The sequence below is a fragment of the Devosia aquimaris genome, from assembly GCF_020169335.1.
Classification (GTDB): domain Bacteria; phylum Pseudomonadota; class Alphaproteobacteria; order Rhizobiales; family Devosiaceae; genus Devosia; species Devosia aquimaris.
Genome location: NZ_JAIEZN010000001.1, coordinates 430,336 through 449,068 on the forward strand (window position 1 = coordinate 430,336; position 18,733 = coordinate 449,068).

15 protein-coding genes are annotated in these 18,733 nt (G+C 64.9%); 10 read left to right on the top strand and 5 right to left on the bottom strand.

Annotated elements, in window-relative coordinates:
• Positions 1 to 81: 81 nt before the first annotated feature.
• The 10 genes from K1177_RS02105 to K1177_RS02150 all read left to right on the top strand — a co-directional run bounded on the left by K1177_RS02105 (position 82) and on the right by K1177_RS02150 (position 10,106).
• Positions 82 to 888, top strand: a complete 807-nt coding sequence (locus K1177_RS02105; protein WP_224701668.1) for a DeoR/GlpR family DNA-binding transcription regulator — start codon at positions 82 to 84, stop codon at positions 886 to 888.
• A 36-nt stretch (positions 889 to 924) separates the two neighbouring features.
• Positions 925 to 1,911 (top strand): rhamnose ABC transporter substrate-binding protein, encoded by a 987-nt coding sequence (gene rhaS / locus K1177_RS02110; protein ID WP_224701669.1) that lies wholly within the window; start codon positions 925 to 927, stop codon positions 1,909 to 1,911.
• A 269-nt stretch (positions 1,912 to 2,180) separates the two neighbouring features.
• The gene (locus tag K1177_RS02115) at positions 2,181 to 3,689 is read left to right on the top strand and encodes a sugar ABC transporter ATP-binding protein (protein WP_224701670.1); all 1,509 of its coding nucleotides are present in this window, start codon (positions 2,181 to 2,183) and stop codon (positions 3,687 to 3,689) included.
• Positions 3,686 to 4,663: an ABC transporter permease gene (locus K1177_RS02120; protein WP_224701671.1), complete on the top strand. Its 978-nt coding sequence runs from the start codon at positions 3,686 to 3,688 to the stop codon at positions 4,661 to 4,663. The genes K1177_RS02115 and K1177_RS02120 overlap by 4 nt, the downstream gene beginning before the upstream one ends.
• Entirely contained in the window at positions 4,660 to 5,655 is a 996-nt protein-coding gene (locus K1177_RS02125) for an ABC transporter permease (RefSeq protein ID WP_224701672.1), read from the top strand. Before K1177_RS02120 ends, K1177_RS02125 begins: the two co-directional genes overlap by 4 nt.
• A complete protein-coding gene (rhaM, locus tag K1177_RS02130) occupies positions 5,652 to 5,987 on the top strand; it encodes an L-rhamnose mutarotase (protein ID WP_224701673.1) in 336 nt (111 codons plus the stop codon). The genes K1177_RS02125 and rhaM overlap by 4 nt, the downstream gene beginning before the upstream one ends.
• A 249-nt stretch (positions 5,988 to 6,236) precedes the next feature.
• Positions 6,237 to 7,148 carry a glycine betaine ABC transporter substrate-binding protein OsmF gene (gene osmF, locus K1177_RS02135; RefSeq protein ID WP_224701674.1) on the top strand — a complete coding sequence of 304 codons (912 nt, stop codon included), beginning with the start codon at positions 6,237 to 6,239 and terminating at the stop codon, positions 7,146 to 7,148.
• Positions 7,149 to 7,243: 95 nt separating this feature from the next.
• Positions 7,244 to 8,434: an ABC transporter permease gene (locus K1177_RS02140; RefSeq protein WP_224701675.1), complete on the top strand. Its 1,191-nt coding sequence runs from the start codon at positions 7,244 to 7,246 to the stop codon at positions 8,432 to 8,434.
• Entirely contained in the window at positions 8,431 to 9,366 is a 936-nt protein-coding gene (locus K1177_RS02145) for an ABC transporter ATP-binding protein (protein WP_224701676.1), read from the top strand. Before K1177_RS02140 ends, K1177_RS02145 begins: the two co-directional genes overlap by 4 nt.
• Positions 9,363 to 10,106 (top strand): ABC transporter permease, encoded by a 744-nt coding sequence (locus K1177_RS02150; protein WP_224701677.1) that lies wholly within the window; start codon positions 9,363 to 9,365, stop codon positions 10,104 to 10,106. Before K1177_RS02145 ends, K1177_RS02150 begins: the two co-directional genes overlap by 4 nt.
• 8 nt (positions 10,107 to 10,114) lie before the next feature.
• On the opposite strand, the gene cysG is transcribed toward K1177_RS02150, so the two are convergent.
• The 5 genes from cysG to K1177_RS02175 form a co-directional block, all read right to left on the bottom strand.
• Positions 10,115 to 11,542 carry a siroheme synthase CysG gene (gene cysG, locus K1177_RS02155; protein ID WP_224701678.1) on the bottom strand — a complete coding sequence of 476 codons (1,428 nt, stop codon included), beginning with the start codon at positions 11,540 to 11,542 and terminating at the stop codon, positions 10,115 to 10,117.
• Positions 11,511 to 14,153: a nitrate reductase gene (locus tag K1177_RS02160; protein WP_224701679.1), complete on the bottom strand. Its 2,643-nt coding sequence runs from the start codon at positions 14,151 to 14,153 to the stop codon at positions 11,511 to 11,513. Before K1177_RS02160 ends, cysG begins: the two co-directional genes overlap by 32 nt.
• Positions 14,154 to 14,156: 3 nt before the next feature.
• Positions 14,157 to 15,908: an ABC transporter ATP-binding protein gene (locus tag K1177_RS02165; RefSeq protein WP_224701680.1), complete on the bottom strand. Its 1,752-nt coding sequence runs from the start codon at positions 15,906 to 15,908 to the stop codon at positions 14,157 to 14,159.
• 9 nt (positions 15,909 to 15,917) lie between these two features.
• Positions 15,918 to 16,997, bottom strand: a complete 1,080-nt coding sequence (locus K1177_RS02170; protein ID WP_224701681.1) for an ABC transporter permease — start codon at positions 16,995 to 16,997, stop codon at positions 15,918 to 15,920.
• Positions 16,998 to 17,060: 63 nt separating this feature from the next.
• Positions 17,061 to 18,467 (bottom strand): CmpA/NrtA family ABC transporter substrate-binding protein, encoded by a 1,407-nt coding sequence (locus tag K1177_RS02175; protein WP_224701682.1) that lies wholly within the window; start codon positions 18,465 to 18,467, stop codon positions 17,061 to 17,063.
• Positions 18,468 to 18,733 lie beyond the last annotated feature (266 nt).

Sequence of the window (18,733 nt, forward strand, 5' to 3'; positions counted from 1 at the left end):
TGACATGTTTCGAATTTGACGGTTTCATGATTGACAGTGATTGGAATGAATGGAAACTATGCTGCCAGGGAGAGACAAGCCGTGCACGAAACCGAACGCCACAGAGTGATTATCGCTGCCGTGCAGTCGCGTCCTGTCGCGACGGTGGCGGATCTGTGCGAGGTCACCGGCTCCTCGGAAGCCACCATTCGCCGGGACATTGCGGCCCTGCATGTACGGGGCGAGGTGCGGCGGGTGCGCGGTGGCGCCGAGGCCGTCAACCCGCCCGAGCAGAGCGCGCTGATGGGGCGGCCCTTCTCGGTCAACGAAACCATCAATATCGAGCAGAAGCGCGCAATTGCCCGCGCAGCGGCCGCCTTGTGCAAGGATGGTGAGCCGATCATCATCAATGGTGGCACCACCACCTACCAGATGGTGCATCACCTGACGCAGCGGCGCATGAGCGTGTTCACCAACAGCTTCGCCATTGCCGAATATCTCATCCACAACTCGCGCAATTCCGTCGTCATCCCCGGCGGTACGGTCTATCGCGAGCAGAATGTCATCCTCTCGCCCTTCGGCGGGGTGGTGGCGAGCCACTTCTATGCCAAGCGCATGTTCATTGGCTGCCAGGGCATCGGCCAGCATGGGCTGATGGAAGCCGACCCCATGATCGTGCAGTCCGAGCTGGGCCTGATCGGCCAGGCCGACGAGCTGATCGTGCTGGCCGATTCATCGAAATTTTCGGGACGCTCAAGCCTCATTCTATGTGGGCTCGACCGAATAGCCGCCGTCATCACCGACAGCGGCATCCGCGACGAAGACCGTCAAATGCTGGAAACGGCAGGCGTGCGGCTCATCGTGGCGGAAACAACGGCTCAGGCGGACAAGCAACAGACCGTCGCCTGAGAAACCAAGCAAGACGACCCCAGGGAGGAAACCTCAATGAAGCTGATTAAACTGCTGGCGGCCACCACCGCCGTTGCCGCACTGCTCGCTACGCCCGCCTTCGCCCAGACCCGCATCGCGCTGGTCGTCAAGTCGCTGGGCAATGGCTTCTTTGATGCCGCCAACAAGGGCGCGCAGGAAGCTGCTGCCGAACTTGGCGATGTCGAAGTGATCTATACCGGCCCGACCGCCGCAACCGCCGAAGCCCAGATCGAAGTCATCAATGCGCTGATCGCCCAGCAGGTTGACGCCATCGCCATCTCCGCCAACGATCCGGACGCGCTTGTGCCGGCGCTGCAGAAGGCCATGGAACGCGGCATCAAGGTGATCTCCTGGGATTCCGGCGTCGCCCCCGAAGGCCGCCAGCTGCACCTGAACCCGTCCGAAACCGCCCTGATCGGCGAGACCATCATCAAGCTGGCTGCCGATTACCTGCCCGAGGGGGGCGACGTGGCGATCCTCTCGGCTGCCTCCACGGCGACCAACCAGAACGCCTGGATCGATGCGGCCAAGGCCGTGCTGCCCGAGAAGTTCCCCAACATCAATCTCGTCTCGGTCGTCTATGGCGACGATGACTCGGTCAAGTCGACCGACGAAGCCAAGGGCCTGATCGCCTCCTATCCCGACCTCAAGGCCATCATTGCCCCCACCACCGTGGGCGTCGTGGCCGCTGCCCAGGTGGTGACCGACCAGAACCTGATCGGCAAGATCAATGTCACCGGCCTTGCCCTGCCGTCCGAGTTCAAGCAGTTCATCGACAATGGCGCGAGCCAGGCCGTTGCCCTGTGGAACCCGATCGACCTGGGCTACTCAGCCGTGATGCTGGCCAATGATCTGGTCAAGGGCGACGAAGCCAAGCCCGGTGCCAAGCTCTCGATGGGCCGCATGGGCGAATTGACCCTGGACGACACCAACTCGGGCGCCATGGCCGCTCCCTTCACCTTCGACAAGTCCAACATCGAAGAGTTCTCCAAGATCTATTGAGGTCCTTTGCCACTCCCCAGAGGGGGAGTGGTCGACCCGTTGGGTTGGGTGAGAGGTTCGGAGCCTGAGCTTTTGCCGCGGCACTGAACGCCTCACCCTAACCCTCTCCCCTCAGGGGAGAGGGGACCTATCCTGCACATCGCCGCGGCAGAGCCAGGCTGAGGGTCGTTCGACGGATCACCGAGGCCCCCCACTCTTGATCCCGCTCCGCAAGGGGAGGGTGTCGACTGCACCACCGCAGCCAGCGGTGAAGGATGAAGCTAAGACCCATGACCGATCAACCCATCCTGACCCTCTCGGGCATTTCCAAGAGCTTCCCCGGCGTGCGGGCGCTGCACAATGTCTCGCTCGAGCTCTATGCCGGCCAGGTCACCGCGCTGATCGGGGAGAACGGCGCCGGAAAGTCCACTCTGGTCAAGACCCTGACGGGCATCTACCAGCCCGACGCGGGCGAGATTGCCGTGAACGGCCAGAAGGTTACGCTGCCGACGGCGCATTCTGCCTCTGCGGCTGGCATTACCGCCATCCATCAGGAAACCGTGCTGTTCGACGAGCTGACCGTCGCCGAGAACATCTATCTCGGCCACGCCCCCCGCAATCGGTTCGGCCTGATCGACTGGCGCAAGATGCGCAGCGAAGCCAGGCTGACCCTCGACGCCATGGCCGCCGGCATTGACCCCGACATCAAGCTTAGGGAACTCGGCATCGCCAAAAAACACCTGGTCGCCGTGGCCCGCGCGCTCTCCATCGACGCCAGCGTCGTCATCATGGACGAGCCCACCGCCGCCCTCAGCCAGAAGGAGATCGAGGAGCTCTACGTCCTGATCGACCTGCTCAAGCAGGACGGCAAGGCGATCCTGTTTATCAGCCACAAATTCGATGAGATCTATCGCATCGCCGATCGCTTCACCGTCTTCCGCGACGGCGAGCAGGTCGGCAAGGGCATGATCGCCGACACCAGCCAGAGCGACATCGTCCAGATGATGGTCGGTCGCCCGGTCGAAGGCATCTTCCCGTCCCGCCAAGCGGCCAGCGGCGATGTGGTGCTGGAGGCCAAGGGCCTCAGCCATCCCACTGAATTCAATGACATTTCATTCTCTGTGCGCAAGGGCGAAATCCTGGGCTTCTATGGCCTGGTCGGCGCCGGCCGCAGCGAGGTCATGCAGGCTGTGTTCGGTCTGACGCGCCCCTCCGCCGGCACGCTGTCGCTCGATGGCGCGACAATCACACCCCGCTCTCCCGCCGATGCCGTCGAGGCCGGCATCGTGTATGTCCCCGAGGAGCGCGGCAAGCAGGGCGTCATTACCGGCGAACCCATTTTCAAGAATGTCTCGCTGCCATCGCTGGGCACGACCAGCCGCGCTGGCTTCCTGCGCCTGGCCGAGGAATTTGCCCTGGCCCGCACCTATACCGAGCGGCTGGATCTGCGCGCCTCTTCGCTCAGCCAGAATGTCTCGACCCTGTCGGGCGGCAACCAGCAAAAGGTGGTGATCGCCAAGTGGCTGGCAACGCTGCCCAAAGTCATCATCCTCGATGAACCGACCAAGGGCATCGACATCGGCTCCAAGGCCGCCGTGCATGACTTCATGGCCGAACTGGTCGCCCAGGGCCTCAGCGTCATCATGGTCTCTTCCGAACTGCCCGAAGTGCTGGGCATGAGCGACCGCATCGTCGTCATGCGCGAGGGGCGGATGGTCGACACGCTCGACAACAAGGGGCTCAAGCCCGAAACGCTGGTGCGCCTGGCCGCCGGCATCGCCGAGGACATGGCCGCATGAACCGCTTGATGAAACACCGCGAAGTCTGGCTGGCCCTGGCCATCGTGCTGGTGGTCGTGCTGGTGACGCTGCGCTTCTCGCGCTTTGCCCAGCCGACCAATTTGCTGACCATCTTCAACGACACCTCCATCCTGATGATGCTGGCGCTGGGACAGATGGCGGTGATCCTGACCCGCTCGATCGACCTCTCCATGGCCTCCAACCTCGCGTTGACCGGCATGATCGTTGCCATGCTCAACGCTGCTTTCCCCGGCGTGCCGATCCCGGCGCTCATGGCGCTGTCCGTACTCATCGGCGCGGGCCTGGGCGCTTTCAACGGCGTGCTGGTGTGGAAGCTCGACATCCCGCCCATCGTCGTGACGCTGGGCACGCTGACGATCTTCCGCGGCATGGTCTTCGTCATTTCCGGCGGCGCCTGGGTCAATGCGGCCCAGATGAGCCCGGATTTCATTGCCTTCCAGCGCGCGGTGTTCCTGGGCCTGCCGGTTCTGAGCTGGTTCGCCATTGTGGTGGCCGCGCTGTTCTATGTGCTCATGACCCGCACGCCATTGGGACGCGCCTTCTACGCCATCGGCGTCAATCCGACGGCCTCGGTCTATACCGGCATCAATGTGGGCCGCACCAAGTTCATGGCCTTCGTCATCTCGGGCGCCGTGGCCGGGCTCTGCGGCTATCTCTGGATTTCGCGCTATGTCATCGCCTCCACCGAAGTCGCTGGCGGCTATGAACTGACCATTATTGCCGCCTGCGTCATTGGCGGCGTCTCCATCGCCGGCGGGATCGGCAGCGTCGGCGGCGTGCTGCTCGGCGCCATTTTCCTCGGCGTCATCAACAACGCCCTGCCGGTGATCAACATTTCCCCGTTCTGGCAGATGGCCATTTCCGGCACGGCGATCCTGTTGGCTGTGGTGCTCAACGCGCGCGGCGAACGCAGCAAGGGCCGCATCATCCTCAAGACGGCAGAAACAGCATGACCGACACTTCGCTCCACCGTTCGCTGCCCGACCGCCTCGACAATCCGCTCCGCTCGGCCCTGCTGAGCTGGGAAAGCCTGTTGGTGCTGGTGGCGGTGGTGATCTTCATCGTCAATTCCTTCGCCTCGCCCTATTTCCTGAACGCCTGGAGCCTGAGCGATCTCACGTTCAACTTCACCGAAAAGGCGCTGATCGCGCTGGCCATGGCGCTGCTGATCATCGCCGGCGAGATCGACCTGTCGGTGGCCGCCATCATCGCGCTGGCCTCGACCCTGATGGGCCTGGCGTTGCAATATGGCGCGGACACCCCTGTGCTGGTGGCCATCGGCGTGGGCACCGGCATCGCCTGCGGTGCCGTCAACGGCTTCCTCGTCACCGGGCTCAAGCTGCCCTCCATCGTGGTGACCATCGGCACGATGAGCCTTTTCCGGGGTATCAGCTTCATCATCCTGGGCGACCAGAGCTTCAAGGGCTATCCCAAGAGCTTCTCCTGGTTCGGCCAGGGCTATGTCTGGGGCGTGATCTCGTTCGAGCTGGTGCTGTTCGTGCTCTGCGCCGTCATCTACTTCGTGCTGCTGCACCGCACCAACTTCGGCCGCCGCGTCTTTGCCATCGGCAACAATGCGGTGGCGGCGCAGTTCTCCGGCGTGCGCGTGGATCGCATCAAATTCGTGCTGTTCTGCCTCACCGGCCTGATGAGCGGCATCGCCGCCGTGCTGCTGACGGCGCGCCTGGGCTCGACGCGGCCCTCGATTGCCGAGGGCTGGGAGCTGGAGGCCATCACCATGGTGGTGCTAGGCGGCGTCTCCATTGTCGGTGGCGCGGGCTCCATTCTCGGCGTCGTGCTGGCCGCGATCATCATGGGTCTTGTCACCTTCGGACTGGGCCTGCTCAATGTGCCTGGTATTGTGATGTCCATCTTCATCGGCGGCCTGCTGATCGTGGTGATCGCGCTGCCCATCCTGTTCCGCATGTGGAGGCAGCGCGCATGATCATCACCGATGGCGACTACGAGAAACATGCCTTCAAGATGCAGCTCAATCCCGGCATGGCAGCCGAATACAAGAAGCGCCACGACGAGATTTTCCCCGAGCTGGTCGACCTGCTGCATGAAGCCGGCGTCAAGGACTATTCGATCCATCTCGATGAAGACACCAATATCCTGTTCGGCGTGCTGTGGCGCCGCAGGGACAACACCATGGCGGAGCTGCCGGCCACGGCGGTGATGCAGCGCTGGTGGGCGCATATGGCCGATGTCATGGCCACAAACGAGAAGAACGAGCCGATCTCGGTCGATCTCACGCCCATGTTCTGGATGAAGTAACCTCCGCGCCAAGGCGAACGAATAGTCTGCTGTCCCGGCCATTTGCCATTGGTCCGGATCGACAGGCGGTGCGTATCAACGGTTGATCGGGCGGCAATATGCCGCCATGCTGACATGGCTTGTCAGTATTGGTTGATAGGAGAGCGTCCCCGCCGGGCGGTCTGATCCGCGGCAGCGTCTTGCGCTGCGACCCGATGCACAGATCCAGGCTGGTCCTTGCGCCAGCACACCAGAAAAACGGAGAATTCCATGCGCCGCACGTCCATGCTTTTGAGCGCCGTCGCCGCTTTGGCGATGACCATCACCGCAGCCAACGCACAGGTCGTGGTGTCGTCCAAGATCGACACCGAAGGCGGTGTTCTGGGCAATATCATCAAGCAGGTGCTCGAGGCCAACGACATCCCGGTCGAGGATCGCATCCAGCTGGGCGCCACGCCCATCGTCCGCCAGGCCATCACCGCGGGCGAGATCGACATTTACCCCGAGTATACCGGCAACGCCGCCTTCTTCTTCGAGAAGGCCGACGATCCGCTGTGGAACGACGCCGCCGCGGCCTATGCCGAAGCGGCCAAGCTCGATCTCGACGCCAACCAGATCGTCTGGCTGACCCCGTCGCCCGCCAACAACACCTGGGCTGTCGCGGTGCGCAATGACGTGGCCGAAGCCAACAATCTGACCACGTTCACCCAGTTTGGCGCCTGGGTCGCCGGTGGCGGCGAGGTCAAGCTCGCGGCGTCTTCCGAGTTCGTCAACTCGCCGGCCGCGCTCCCCAAGTTCCAGGAAGTCTATGGCTTCACCCTCAAGCCCGACCAGTTGGTGACCCTTTCGGGTGGCGACACGGCGGCCACCATTGCCGCTGCCGCGCAGCAGACCAATGGCGTCAACGCCGCCATGGTCTATGGCACCGATGGCGGCATCGCCCCCTCGGGCCTCAAGGTGCTCGAAGACGACAAGGGCGTGCAGCCGGTCTATCAGCCCGCCCCGATCATCCGCCAGGCGGTGCTGGACGAGTATCCGCAGATCGCTGAACTGCTCAAGCCCGTGTTCGAAGGCCTGACGCTCGAAGTGCTGCAGGAGCTGAACGGTCGCGTGCAGGTGGGCGGCGAAGCCTCCTCAGCCGTCGCCACCGACTACCTGACCAAGGGCGGTTTCCTGAACTAGCCCGCATTATGGGGGAGGGGCTTTGCGCCTCCTCCCCCGCTGCCTGACGGCCTGATCGCCCCTCGCCATGCTGGCGACCGAGGACCCGAGCCCGCATGAGCCTTGCTGCCCCCGCCATAGACCGCCCCCGACCGACCTGGCTGGCACTCGACAAGCTCGGTGTGCTGGTCGCCGTGGCCGCCGGCATTGGCATTGCTCTGCCCTTTGCGCTGTTCCGCGCCAACCGTATCGTGCCGGGCGAGGCCATGGGCCTGTTTGCGGCGCTGCCGCTACACCTGGCGCTGCTGCTTGTTGCAACGCTCATCGGCGGATTTGCCGCCGCGCTGCTGCGCTGGCCTGCGCACCTCAAGCTGGCGGTGGGGCTGGTGGTGGTCGGTATGCTCTTCGTGCTCGCTGGGCTGTCGGCCAGTCATCTCACGCCCGATGGCGACAGTTTCGCCCGTGTCTCGCCCGGTGCGGGATTTTGGGTTCTCGCCTTTGCCTTTGCACTCTTGGTCACTGATGCGCTGACCCGGCTGGCCCTGCGCCCCTGGCAGCGTGTCGCCATGCTGCTGGCGGTCGCGGCCGCGATGGCGCTGCTGCTCTGGAGCGGGCTGTGGAATGATCTCTCCATGCTGCGCGAATATGCCAATCGCGCCCAATCCTTCTGGTCGGAGGCGCAGACCCATCTCGGGCTGGCCTTCGGATCGGTGGCCATCGCCACGCTGGTCGGCGTGCCGCTCGGCATGGTCTGCTACAAATTCGCGGCACTGCGGGCCAGCGTGCTCAACCTGCTCAACATCGTCCAGACCATTCCCTCGATTGCCCTGTTCGGCCTGCTGATTGCGCCACTGGCCTGGGTGGCTGCGCATGTGCCGGGCGCCAAGGCCATCGGCATCTCGGGCATCGGCGCGACACCGGCGCTGGTGGCGCTGTTCGCCTATTCACTGCTGCCTATCGTCGCCAATACGGTGGTGGGGCTAGTGGGCGTGTCGCCGGCCGCCATCGATGCGGCGCGCGGCATGGGCATGACCCGCTGGCAACGTCTGCTGTCGGTGGAACTGCCACTGGCGTTTCCGGTTATTCTGACCGGTATCCGCATCGTGTTGGTGCAGAACATTGGCCTGACCACCATTGCCGCCCTGGTCGGTGGCGGCGGCTTTGGCGTCTTCGTGTTCCAGGGCATTGGCCAGACCGCCATGGATCTGGTGCTGCTCGGGGCAGTGCCGACGGTGGCGCTGGCCTTTGCTGCGGCCGTGGTGCTGGACGCCCTGGTGGACATGACGGCGCGGGGGACCCGAACATGATCGAAATCGACGACGTTTCCCGCCTCTATGACGGCCGCGCCGTGGTGGACCAGGTGACCCTGACCATCCAGCCACGCACGGTCTGCGTCATCGTCGGCACCTCGGGCTCGGGCAAGACCACGCTGCTGCGCATGATCAACAAGCTGGTCAATCCGTCGAGCGGCAGCCTGCGCATCGATGGCGAGGATATCGCCGGCATTCCCGCCTATGAGCTGCGGCGCCGCATTGGCTACGCCATCCAGGGGCATGGCCTGTTTCCCCACCGCACGGTGGCGCAGAACATCGCCACCGTGCCGGGCCTGCTCGGCTGGGACCGCGCCAAGACGCGTGCCCGCGTCGATGAACTGCTCGAGCTGTTCCAGCTCGATCCCGCCAGCTTCCGCGATCGCCTGCCGCATCAGCTGAGCGGCGGCGAACAGCAACGCGTCGGGGTCGCCCGCGCCCTGGCAGCAAAGCCCAATATCCTGCTCATGGACGAACCTTACGGCGCGCTCGATCCGGTGATCCGGGCCAAGGCGCAAGCCGACCTGCTGTCCATCCAGCGCAAGCTGGGCACCACGATTGTCCTGGTCACCCATGACATGGAAGAGGCCATTCACCTGGGCGACACCATTGCCGTGATGGCGCATGGCAAATTGCTGCAGAGCGCGCCACCGGCCGAGATTATTGCCCGTCCGGCCAATGACTTTATTGCCGATCTGGTCGGCAGCAGCGAGCGCCCGTTCCGCCTCTTGTCGCTGTCGCGCGTTGGTGACCACATCGAACCCGGCACGGCCAGCGGCGCGCCCATTGCGACGACCGCCTCGCTGCGCGATGCCTATGCCGAACTGCTGTGGTCGGCGCGCACGGCGCTGCCGGTCACGCGTGATGGCGAGATTGTTGGTCAGGTGACTTTGGCCGCCCTGGCACGCCTGGCGGCGCGGCCGCAATGAGCTGGGGCAATCTGATCCGGCTGGTGGCGCTGTTGACGCTTCTGGCGCTGCTGCTCTGGCCGGATGCCTTTTCCGGCGCCTTTGGTCTGCTCACGACGAATGGTCAGCCGGCGATCTACAACCAGGGCAACCTGCTGGACATCACGCTGAGCCATCTCGGCATTGTTGCGGTGGCGACGCTGGGCGCAACGATCATTGCAGTGGGTCTCGCCATCATCGTCACCCGGCCCTTCGGCGCCGAGTTCCTGCCGGTGTCGCGCAGCCTTGCCAATATCGGGCAGACCTTTCCGCCCGTGGCGGTGCTGGCGCTGGCGGTGCCGATGCTCGGCTTCGGCACGGCGCCAACGCTGGTAGCGCTGTTTCTCTATGGCCTGCTGCCGATCTTCGAGAACACGCTGACCGGCCTCACCGGCTTGCCGCCGGCCGTCGTCGAAGCGGCGCGGGGCATGGGCATGAGCGGCTGGCAGCGGCTGCTGCGCGTGGAACTGCCCATTGCGCTGCCGGTGATCCTGGCGGGCATTCGGCTGTCCGTCGTCATCTCGCTGGCCACCGCCACCATCGGCTCAACCGTCGCTGCCCGCACGCTAGGCGAGGTGATCATTGCCGGGCTGCTGTCCAACAACACCGCCTTTGTGCTGCAAGGCGGCCTGATCGTCGGTGTGCTCGCCGTGCTCATCTACGACGGTCTCTCCGCGCTGGAGCGTTCTCTGCTGGCGCGCACTGGCCAGACGCGCGCCTGACCCAGCGGCTAGTCAGTACCCGTGGCGTCCAATGCCATGGCGCCGCGTTGGGCCAAGGCATCGCCGACGGCAAAGATGGTTGGCGCGGAGAGCGGAAACTGCTCGACCGCCGTAACAGCCTCGGCAAGGGGGCCGCGCCAGACCTGTTCGTCGGCGCGACCGACATTGCCGGCAATGATTGCCGGGGTGCTGAGGCTCATGCCGCCCGCAGCCAGTTGGTCAACGATTTCGGGCAGGGTGCGGCGGCTCATGTAGTAGACGCTGGTTGTTGCCGGATCGGCCAGGGCGGCCCAGTTGAGACTGTCCGGCAGCACGCCCTTGCGGGAGTGACCAGTGACGAAACGGACCGATTGCGCATGGTCGCGGTGGGTCAAGGAGACGCCGAGCCGGCTGGCCAGCGCCAGCGCCGCTGTGACACCGGGGACGACCGTGACGGGCACGCCATGCCGTTCGAGCATGTCGATCTCCTCGCCGGCGCGGCCAAAGATCATGGGATCGCCGGACTTGAGGCGCACCACATGCTTGCCCTGGCGCGCAAGCGACAGCATCAGCGCGTTGATGTCGTCTTGCTTGCAACTCTCGCGGGCCGCGCGCTTGCCCACCAGCATGCGCTTGGCCTCGCGGCGCGCCAACTCCAGCACCTCGGATGACACCAGATCATCGAACAGGATGACATCGGCTGATTGCAGGGCGCGGACGGCCTTGATGGTCAAGAGGTCCGCATCGCCCGGACCGGCGCCGACCAAGGTCACGCGACCAGCGCGCGCAGATCCGCTGTCCATCTCGATATGTGTATCATCAGCCTGCGGCCCGCGATCACCAAAGGCACGGGCGGCAAGGCGTTCCCAGAAGGCGCGGCGGTGCGGTCCAGCGGGCAGGCGCGCAATCACTTCGGACCGCACTTCCTGCGCCAACTGCGCCCACTGGCTGAGCGTGGCTGGCAGCAGCGTTTCGATGCGGCGACGCACCGCCTGGCCGAGAATGGGCGCGGCGCCGGCAGTGGAGATGCCCACCACCAGCGGCGAGCGGTTGACGATGGCGCCGAACTGGAACTGGCAGAACTCGGGCCGGTCGATGACATTATAGGGCACGCCCAGGGCCCGCGCGGCAGCCACGAACGCTTCGGCCTCGTGGTCGTCTTCGATCTCGGCTACGGCCAGCGCCGCACCCGTGAGATCGGCGGGCGTCCAGGCGCGGTCGATGAGCGCAATGCCGGCTGTGTCGGCCATGGCCTCAAGCGCTGCGCAGCGTTCCTTGGCGGGCGCATAGACACGCACTTCGGCGCCCGCTGCCGCCAGCAGCTCGATCTTCCAGGTCGCCGGCTCACCCCCGCCGATGGCGACCACCGGCTTGCCCTTGAGATCAAAGAACACCGGCAACACAGCCAGTGGGGCGATACGGGGCCTATTCGGCTGCGGCGACGAGACGATGTGCATCGATGATCCCCCTGATTTCGGCGCGGCATGAGCCGCAATTGGTGCCGGCGCGTGTGCAGGCGCCGACGGCTTCGACAGTTGTGCAACCCTGCTCGGTGACGGCCCCGGCAATGGTGTTGCGGCCCACCGAGAAGCAGGAGCAGACGATGGCTCCCGCATCGGGACGGTCAGCGCCGGGCCGACCGGCCAGCACCATGGATGCGCTGACATCGTCTGCCTTGAGCAGGTCCACGGCCCATTGGCGGGCGACGGCGACGGGCGTGGCGGCGACGTAAAGCGCGAGTTGCAACTGCCTGTCGGCCAGAACGGCAAAGCTGCGCCGGCCGGAACCGGAATCGATCACCGAATGGACGCGGGCCGCCGCGGGCAAAGCGAATGCAGCACGCAGCCAGGCGTCCCAGTCGCCGGGTTCTTCAACAAAGCCCAGTTCCCCACGGACACCATCTGGCGCTTCGGCAATGGCCCAATAGTCCGTGGCCAGCGCCGGGCGCTGCCGCGCGACGAAGAAGCCATAGCGTTCCACGATGAAGGGCATAGCCGCCACCTGCGCCATCTTGAGCGCCGGCTGCCCGGAAATGGCATCGGTGCGCGCGGTGACCAGGGCGTCCACGCGTCCATTGGAGGCGAACTGGTCGGTCCAGTGCATAGGCGCGAAGACGTGGCCACGCTGCTGCCGATCGGTCACCAGAGCGCGCACAATCGCGCTCCCATGGGCATTGCCGAGACGCACCAGCGTCGCCGGCGTGATGCCCAACTCTGCCGCGTCCAGCGGATGCAGCTCGGCAAAGGGCTCGGCATAATGGGCCGACAGGCGAGCCGTCTTTCCCGTGCGCGTCATGGTGTGCCAATGGTCGCGCACCCGGCCTGTGTTGAGGATCAACTGTCCCGGCGCGGGGCGGATGGGTTCGGGCGGCACGACGGCGACGAAGCGCGCCCGCTGGTCTGGCGTGAAGAAGCGGCCATCGCCGAAAAGACGTGTGCGGGATTGCGCCCGCACGGGCCACTGCACGGGCGCGAGGCTCTCGTAGTCCGCCCCCACAAGACCTGCCAGGTCCAGATCGCGCGTTCCGTCATTCTCGAAGGCGGTGAGCGCGGCATGTTCGGCGAAGATGTCCGCAGGTCCGGCATAGTCAAAGGCGGCGCCAAAACCCATGCGCTGGGCGACCTGGGAGATGATCCACCAGTCGGGGCGCGCCGCGCCAGGCAGCGGCAGGAACGGGCGCTGGCGCGAGATGCGGCGCTCCGAATTGGTGACCGTACCGTCCTTCTCGCCCCAGCCGGCAGCGGGCAGGCGGACGTGGGCATGGAGCACCGTGTCCGTGCGGTCGGTCATGTCCGAGACCACCACAAAGGGGCAGGCGGCCAGGGCCGCACGCACGGCGTCGGCCTCGGGCATGGAATCGACCGGATTGGTCGCCATGATCCAGAGCGCCTTGACCTCGCCGCGTGCCACGGCTGCAAAGAGGTCCACGGCCTTGAGGCCCGCCTTTGTCGCCACGCTGGTGCTGTTCCAGAAGCGGCCGACGCGGTCGATGGCTTCGGGAGTGAAATCCATATGGGCGGCCAGCGTATTGGCGAGCCCGCCCACTTCGCGCCCGCCCATGGCATTGGGCTGGCCGGTGACCGAGAATGGCCCCATGCCGGGCTTGCCGATGCGGCCGGTCAGCAGATGGGCGTTGATGATGGCATTGACTTTGTCAGTGCCCACGCCGGACTGGTTGACGCCCTGCGAATAGACTGTGACGACGCGCTCTGTGCCGGCAAACCAGTCGTAGAAGCGCCGTACGTCGGTCTCGGGGATGCCAGTGGCCTGTGCCACCCGCTCGACCGGCCAATGGTCCGCAACGGCCAGTGCCTCGGTGCTGCCCTCGGTGTGGTCGGCCACAAAGCCGGCATCGATGGCTCCGGCGGTCGAAAGATGGGACAGCAGCCCGACAAAGAGTGCGCTGTCGCCATCGGACTGCACGGGAAGATGCAGGTCGGCGAGGTCAGCGCTGGCGGTGCGGCGCGGATCGATCAGCACCACGCGCATCCCGGGTCGCTCGGCCTTGGCCTTGGTGATGCGCTGGTAGAGCACCGGATGGCACCAGCCCAGATTGGACCCGACCAAGACGATCAGATCGGCCAGTTCGAGATCTTCGTAATTGCCCGGCACGGTATCCGAGCCGAAGGCCCGCTTGTGCCCGGCCACCGAGGAGGCCATGCAGAGCCGCGAATTGGTGTCCATATTGCCGCTGCCGATGAAGCCCTTCATCAGCTTGTTGGCAACGTAGTAGTCCTCCGTGAGCAGCTGGCCCGAGCCATAGATGGCGACCGCATCGGGCCCATGCTCGGCGATGGTGCGGGAGAACGTGCTGGCGACCCGCTCGAGCGCCGCGTCCCAGCTGGTGACCACCCCATCAACCTCGGGCTGCAACAGGCGGTTGCTCAATGCCAGGGTTTCGCCCAGCGCCGACCCCTTGGAACACAGCCGGCCGAAATTGGCGGGATGCTCAGGGTCGCCGGCAATGGCCATGCTGCCATCCGGCTGTGGCGTGGCGAGCACGCCGCAGCCGACGCCGCAATAGGGGCAGGTGGTGCGAACAGTCTTGCTGGCCTCGCCCTGCTGCATGGCTCAGGCCGCCGAATGGGGCAGGGTGGAGCCGCTGCGCTCGATGCGGCGGGCGCGGATCCGGTCGAGCGTTGCTTCGTCGGGATTGGCGCCGCCTTCATAGGCTTCAAGGAACCCCAGCAGCTCCTCGCGATAACCGTAATAGTCCTTGTGCGCCAGCAGCGCCTTGCGCGAGCGGGGCCGGGGCAGGTTGACCTCCATCACATTGCCGATGCGGGCATTGGGGCCGTTCGACATCATCACCACGCGGTCGGCCAGAAGGATGGCTTCATCGACATCATGGGTGACGCAGATGGCGGTGACCTTGGTATTGGCCCAGACCTCCATCAGCACATCCTGCAACTCCCAGCGCGTGATGCTGTCGAGCATGCCGAAGGGTTCATCGAGCAACAGCAGCTTGGGCGAGAGAGCAAAGGCGCGGGCAATGCCGACGCGCTGCTTCATGCCGTTGGAGAGTTCGCCGGCCAGCCGGTGCATGGCATCGCCCAGCCCGACGCGGGCCAGGTAGTATTCGACGACATCGCGACGCTCGGCGGCGCTGGCGGTGGGGTAGACCCGGTCAACGCCCAAAGCGACATTCTCGCGGGCGGTGAGCCAGGGCATCAGCGAAGGCGCCTGGAACACCACGGCCCGTTCCGGCCCGGCGCCCACCACTTCGCGATTGTCGAGCACGATGCCGCCCGCCGAGATCGGGTTGAGACCGGCCACCATCGAGAGCACCGTCGACTTGCCGCAGCCGGAGTGCCCGATCAGCGTCACGAACTCGCCCTTGCGCATCTTGAAGTCGAAGCGGTCAACGACCGTCAGCGGTCCCTTGGGCGTGGGGTAGATCTTGGAAACCTGCGAGAACTCGACATAGCCGGCCTTGGTCGGCGATGCAGCGGCCGCCGCATAGGCATTCGGCAGCTTCTGCGACTTGCCGCGACCGATGGGCACCACATTGGGCAGCGCCACGGGCTTTTCGGCTGCCGTATTGCGTCCGGCACCGACGTCGAGCAGATATTCGGTGATGTCGCGGCGCAGGGCGATGAAGCGGTCATCGCCATTGAGCGCGGCGCGGTCGCGGGGGCGCTCGATATCGACGGTGAAGTTCGGTCCCAGCGTGGCGCCCGGGCCGGGGGTGAGGGGGATCACCCGGTCGGCCAGCAGGATCGCCTCATCCACATCATTGGTGATGAGGATGATGGTTTTCTTCTCCGCCTCCGAGATCAGCGCGAACTCGTCCTGCAGCTTTGAGCGCGTCAGTGCGTCCAGCGCAGAGAGCGGCTCGTCCATCAGGAGGATGTCCGGCTGCATGGCGAGGGCCCGGGCCACCGCAACGCGCTGGCGCATGCCGCCCGACAGCTCTGCCGGGCGCCTGTCGACGGCGTGGCTGAGACCCACCAGCTGCACATAATGCTGGCGCAGCGCCAACCGTTCTTGCCGGCTCTTGGATTTGTGCACCGCGTTGACGGCCAGATCGATATTGCCGCCCACCGTCAGCCAGGGCATCAGCGAATAGGACTGGAACACCACGCCGCGTTCCGGCCCTGGGCCGGTCACCTCCCGCCCGCGCAGCGCGATGCTGCCCTGGTCTGGCTGGATCAGTCCGGCCAGAAGCGAGATCAGCGTGGTCTTGCCGGCGCCCGAGAAGCCCAGGATGGCGACAAACTCACCCTCCTTGACGTCCAGGTTGATGCCCGAGAGCACCTGATGACGCTTGTCGCCATCGCCGTAATGCTTGCCCAGATCGGAGATCTGCAAAATGGGGGACATGCACGCCTCCTAGCGGTTGGACGAGAAGGTGAAGGCGGTCTGCAGGGTGAACATCACCCGATCGAGCATGAAGCCGATGATGCCGATGGTCAGCACGGCCACGATGATGCGGGCCAGCGAGTCCGAGGAGCCGTTCTGGAACTCGTCCCAGACGAATTTGCCCAGTCCAGGGTTCTGCGCCAGCATTTCGGCGGCGATCAGCACCATCCAGCCCACACCCAGCGACAGGCGCAGCCCGGTAAAGATCAGCGGCATGGCCGACGGCAGCACCAGCTTGGAAATGGTGGTGAGGGTGGAGAGCTGCAGCACCTTGCCCACATTGACGAGGTCCTTGTCGATCGAGGCCACGCCCAGGGCGGTATTGATCAGGGTCGGCCACAGCGAGCACAGCGTGACGGTGACGGCAGAGATCACTAGCGCCTTGGGCAGCGCGTCATTGACGTCGACATAGACTGCCGAGACCACCATGGTGACGATCGGCAGCCAGGCGAGCGGGGACACCGGCTTGAACAGTTGCACCAGCGGGTTCAGTGCCCCGTTGAACGGGCGGCTCAGCCCGGAGGCGATGCCAAGGGGCACGGCGATGACCGTGGCGATCAGAAAGCCCAGCCCCACGGTCTTGAGCGACGTGAAGATCTGGTCGATAAAGGTCGGCTTGCCGGTGTAGCCGCGCTGCTTGACATCATCCGAGCGGCCTTCGGCAATCAGCGTGGCATTGCGCTCGTCCTGGCGCGCATAGAACTCGGCCTCCTTCTGCTTTTCGGCCGCATGGTCCTGCCACAGGGCCCCGGCCTGCTCCCAGACCTGCGCCGGGCCTGGAATAGCCCCCAGCGACGTCTGCACCTGTGGCGCCAGCGCCGCCCAGGCCACGCCGAACATGACGATGCCCAGCAGCGGGAACAGCAGGCTGTCACGCAGTTCTCCCAGCTGCTGGCGCGGGTCGTCGCCGGCGGCAATGCGCAGCAATGGCGTCAGCCATCCCAATCCCAGGGCGCTCAGCCAGGCAGCAGCCCGGTTGATGCCCGCGAACAGCTTCTGACGTCTCGGATTGTCCCGGCCCTTGGGCGCGATGTCGGTGGCGATGCTCATGGTGCAGTTCCTGTGTTCGGCGTGCGGCAGTTGGCCGGGCCGCCATGGGCCTGGCCGCGTGAGCTATTTGTCGGTGGCGGTTTCGCCGGTCTTCAGACCGATCGGCATGCTGTCGATATAGGCGTTGGGGGTGTGCCCGTCGTAGGCAATGCCATCGATGAACTCGGCCGTGACGGCGCGATAGCCATCGCTGTCCCAGGGGATGTCGGCGGCGTCGATCATGCCCTCATCGACCAGCATCTGCGCAGCCTTGAGGTAGATATCCGGGCGATAGACCGACTTGGCGACATCGGCATACCAGTCATCAGGCTTGTCTTCGGCGATCTGGCCCCAGCGGCGCATCTGCGTCAGGTACCACACGGCATCGGAGTAGAAGGGATAGGTGGCAAAGTGCCGGTAGAAGACGTTGAAGTCGGGGACCGGGCGCTTGTCGCCGGGCTCATACTCGAAGGTGCCGGTCATGGAATTGGCGATCACCGCCTTGTCGGCGCCGACATATTCGGACCGTGACAGGATCTCCACCGCTTCCATGCGATTGGCGTTGTCGTTCTCATCGAGCCATTTGGCGGCGCGGATGAGGGCCTTGGTGACGGCGATGGCCGTATTGGGATTTTGCTCGACGAACTCGGCGGTCATGCCGAAGACCTTTTCTGGATTGTTCTTCCAGATCTCGTCGTCGGTGATCACCGGCACGCCGATCTTCTTGAACACGGCAGCCTGGTTCCAGGGCTCGCCCACGGCATAGCCATCGATGGTGCCCGCTTCCATGGTGGCGGGCATCTGCGGCGGCGGCGTCACGGACAGATAGGCCTCGGCGCCGATCTGGCCCGAGACGTCCTCGGGCGAATAGAAGCCGGGGTTGATGCCGCCGGCAGCCAGCCAGTAGCGCAACTCGTAATTGTGCGTGGAGACCGGGAACACCATGCCCATGTTGAACGGGCGGCCTTCGGCCGAGAAGGCCTCGATGACAGGCTTGAGCGCGGCAGCGCTGATCGGGTGCTCCGGCAGGCCATCGGCGCCCATCTTGAGGCTCGGCTTCATCATCTCCCAGACGGCGTTGGACACCGTGATGGCATTGCCATTGAGATCCATCGAGAAGGGCGTAACGATATGAGCCTTGGTGCCATAGCCGATGGTGGCAGCCAGCGGCTGGCCGGCCAGCATGTGGGCGCCATCCAGCGTGCCGGTGACCACCCCGTCCAGCAGCACTTTCCAATTGGCCTGCGGCTCGAGGGTGACGAACAGACCCTCGTCTTCGAAATAGCCCTTCTCGTAGGCGACAGCCAGCGGGGCCATGTCGGTCAGCTTGATGAAGCCGAACTTGAGCTCATCCTTTTCGACGTCGAGCATCTCGGCCTGCGCCGCCAAGGGCGCGAACGCCGCTGCGGTCAGCAGCGTGGCTGCAATGGCCTGCAGCACGCTACGGCGGCGGGGTTTTGCGGGCTGGCGGTTGGGGGTCGTCTGCATCATCGAGTTCTCCATCTGCACCGGTCAGAAAACAAAAAAGCCGCCAACGGGTCTGCGCAGGGTCGAATGACCACTTGCGGAACCTGTTGGCAGCTTTGCCTGGCAACGCCCAGCTTTGGACGTCTATTCAAGGAGCGTCTTGGGAGGAGCGCCTTTCGATCCCTTCATTGCACGAAGCGTGCCAAGTTCGTTCCAGGGCGGTATTTTGAGATTGATCAGCACCTTAGCTGGATTGGCTGCCCGTTCGGCCAGTCACCCGAAAAACAGCA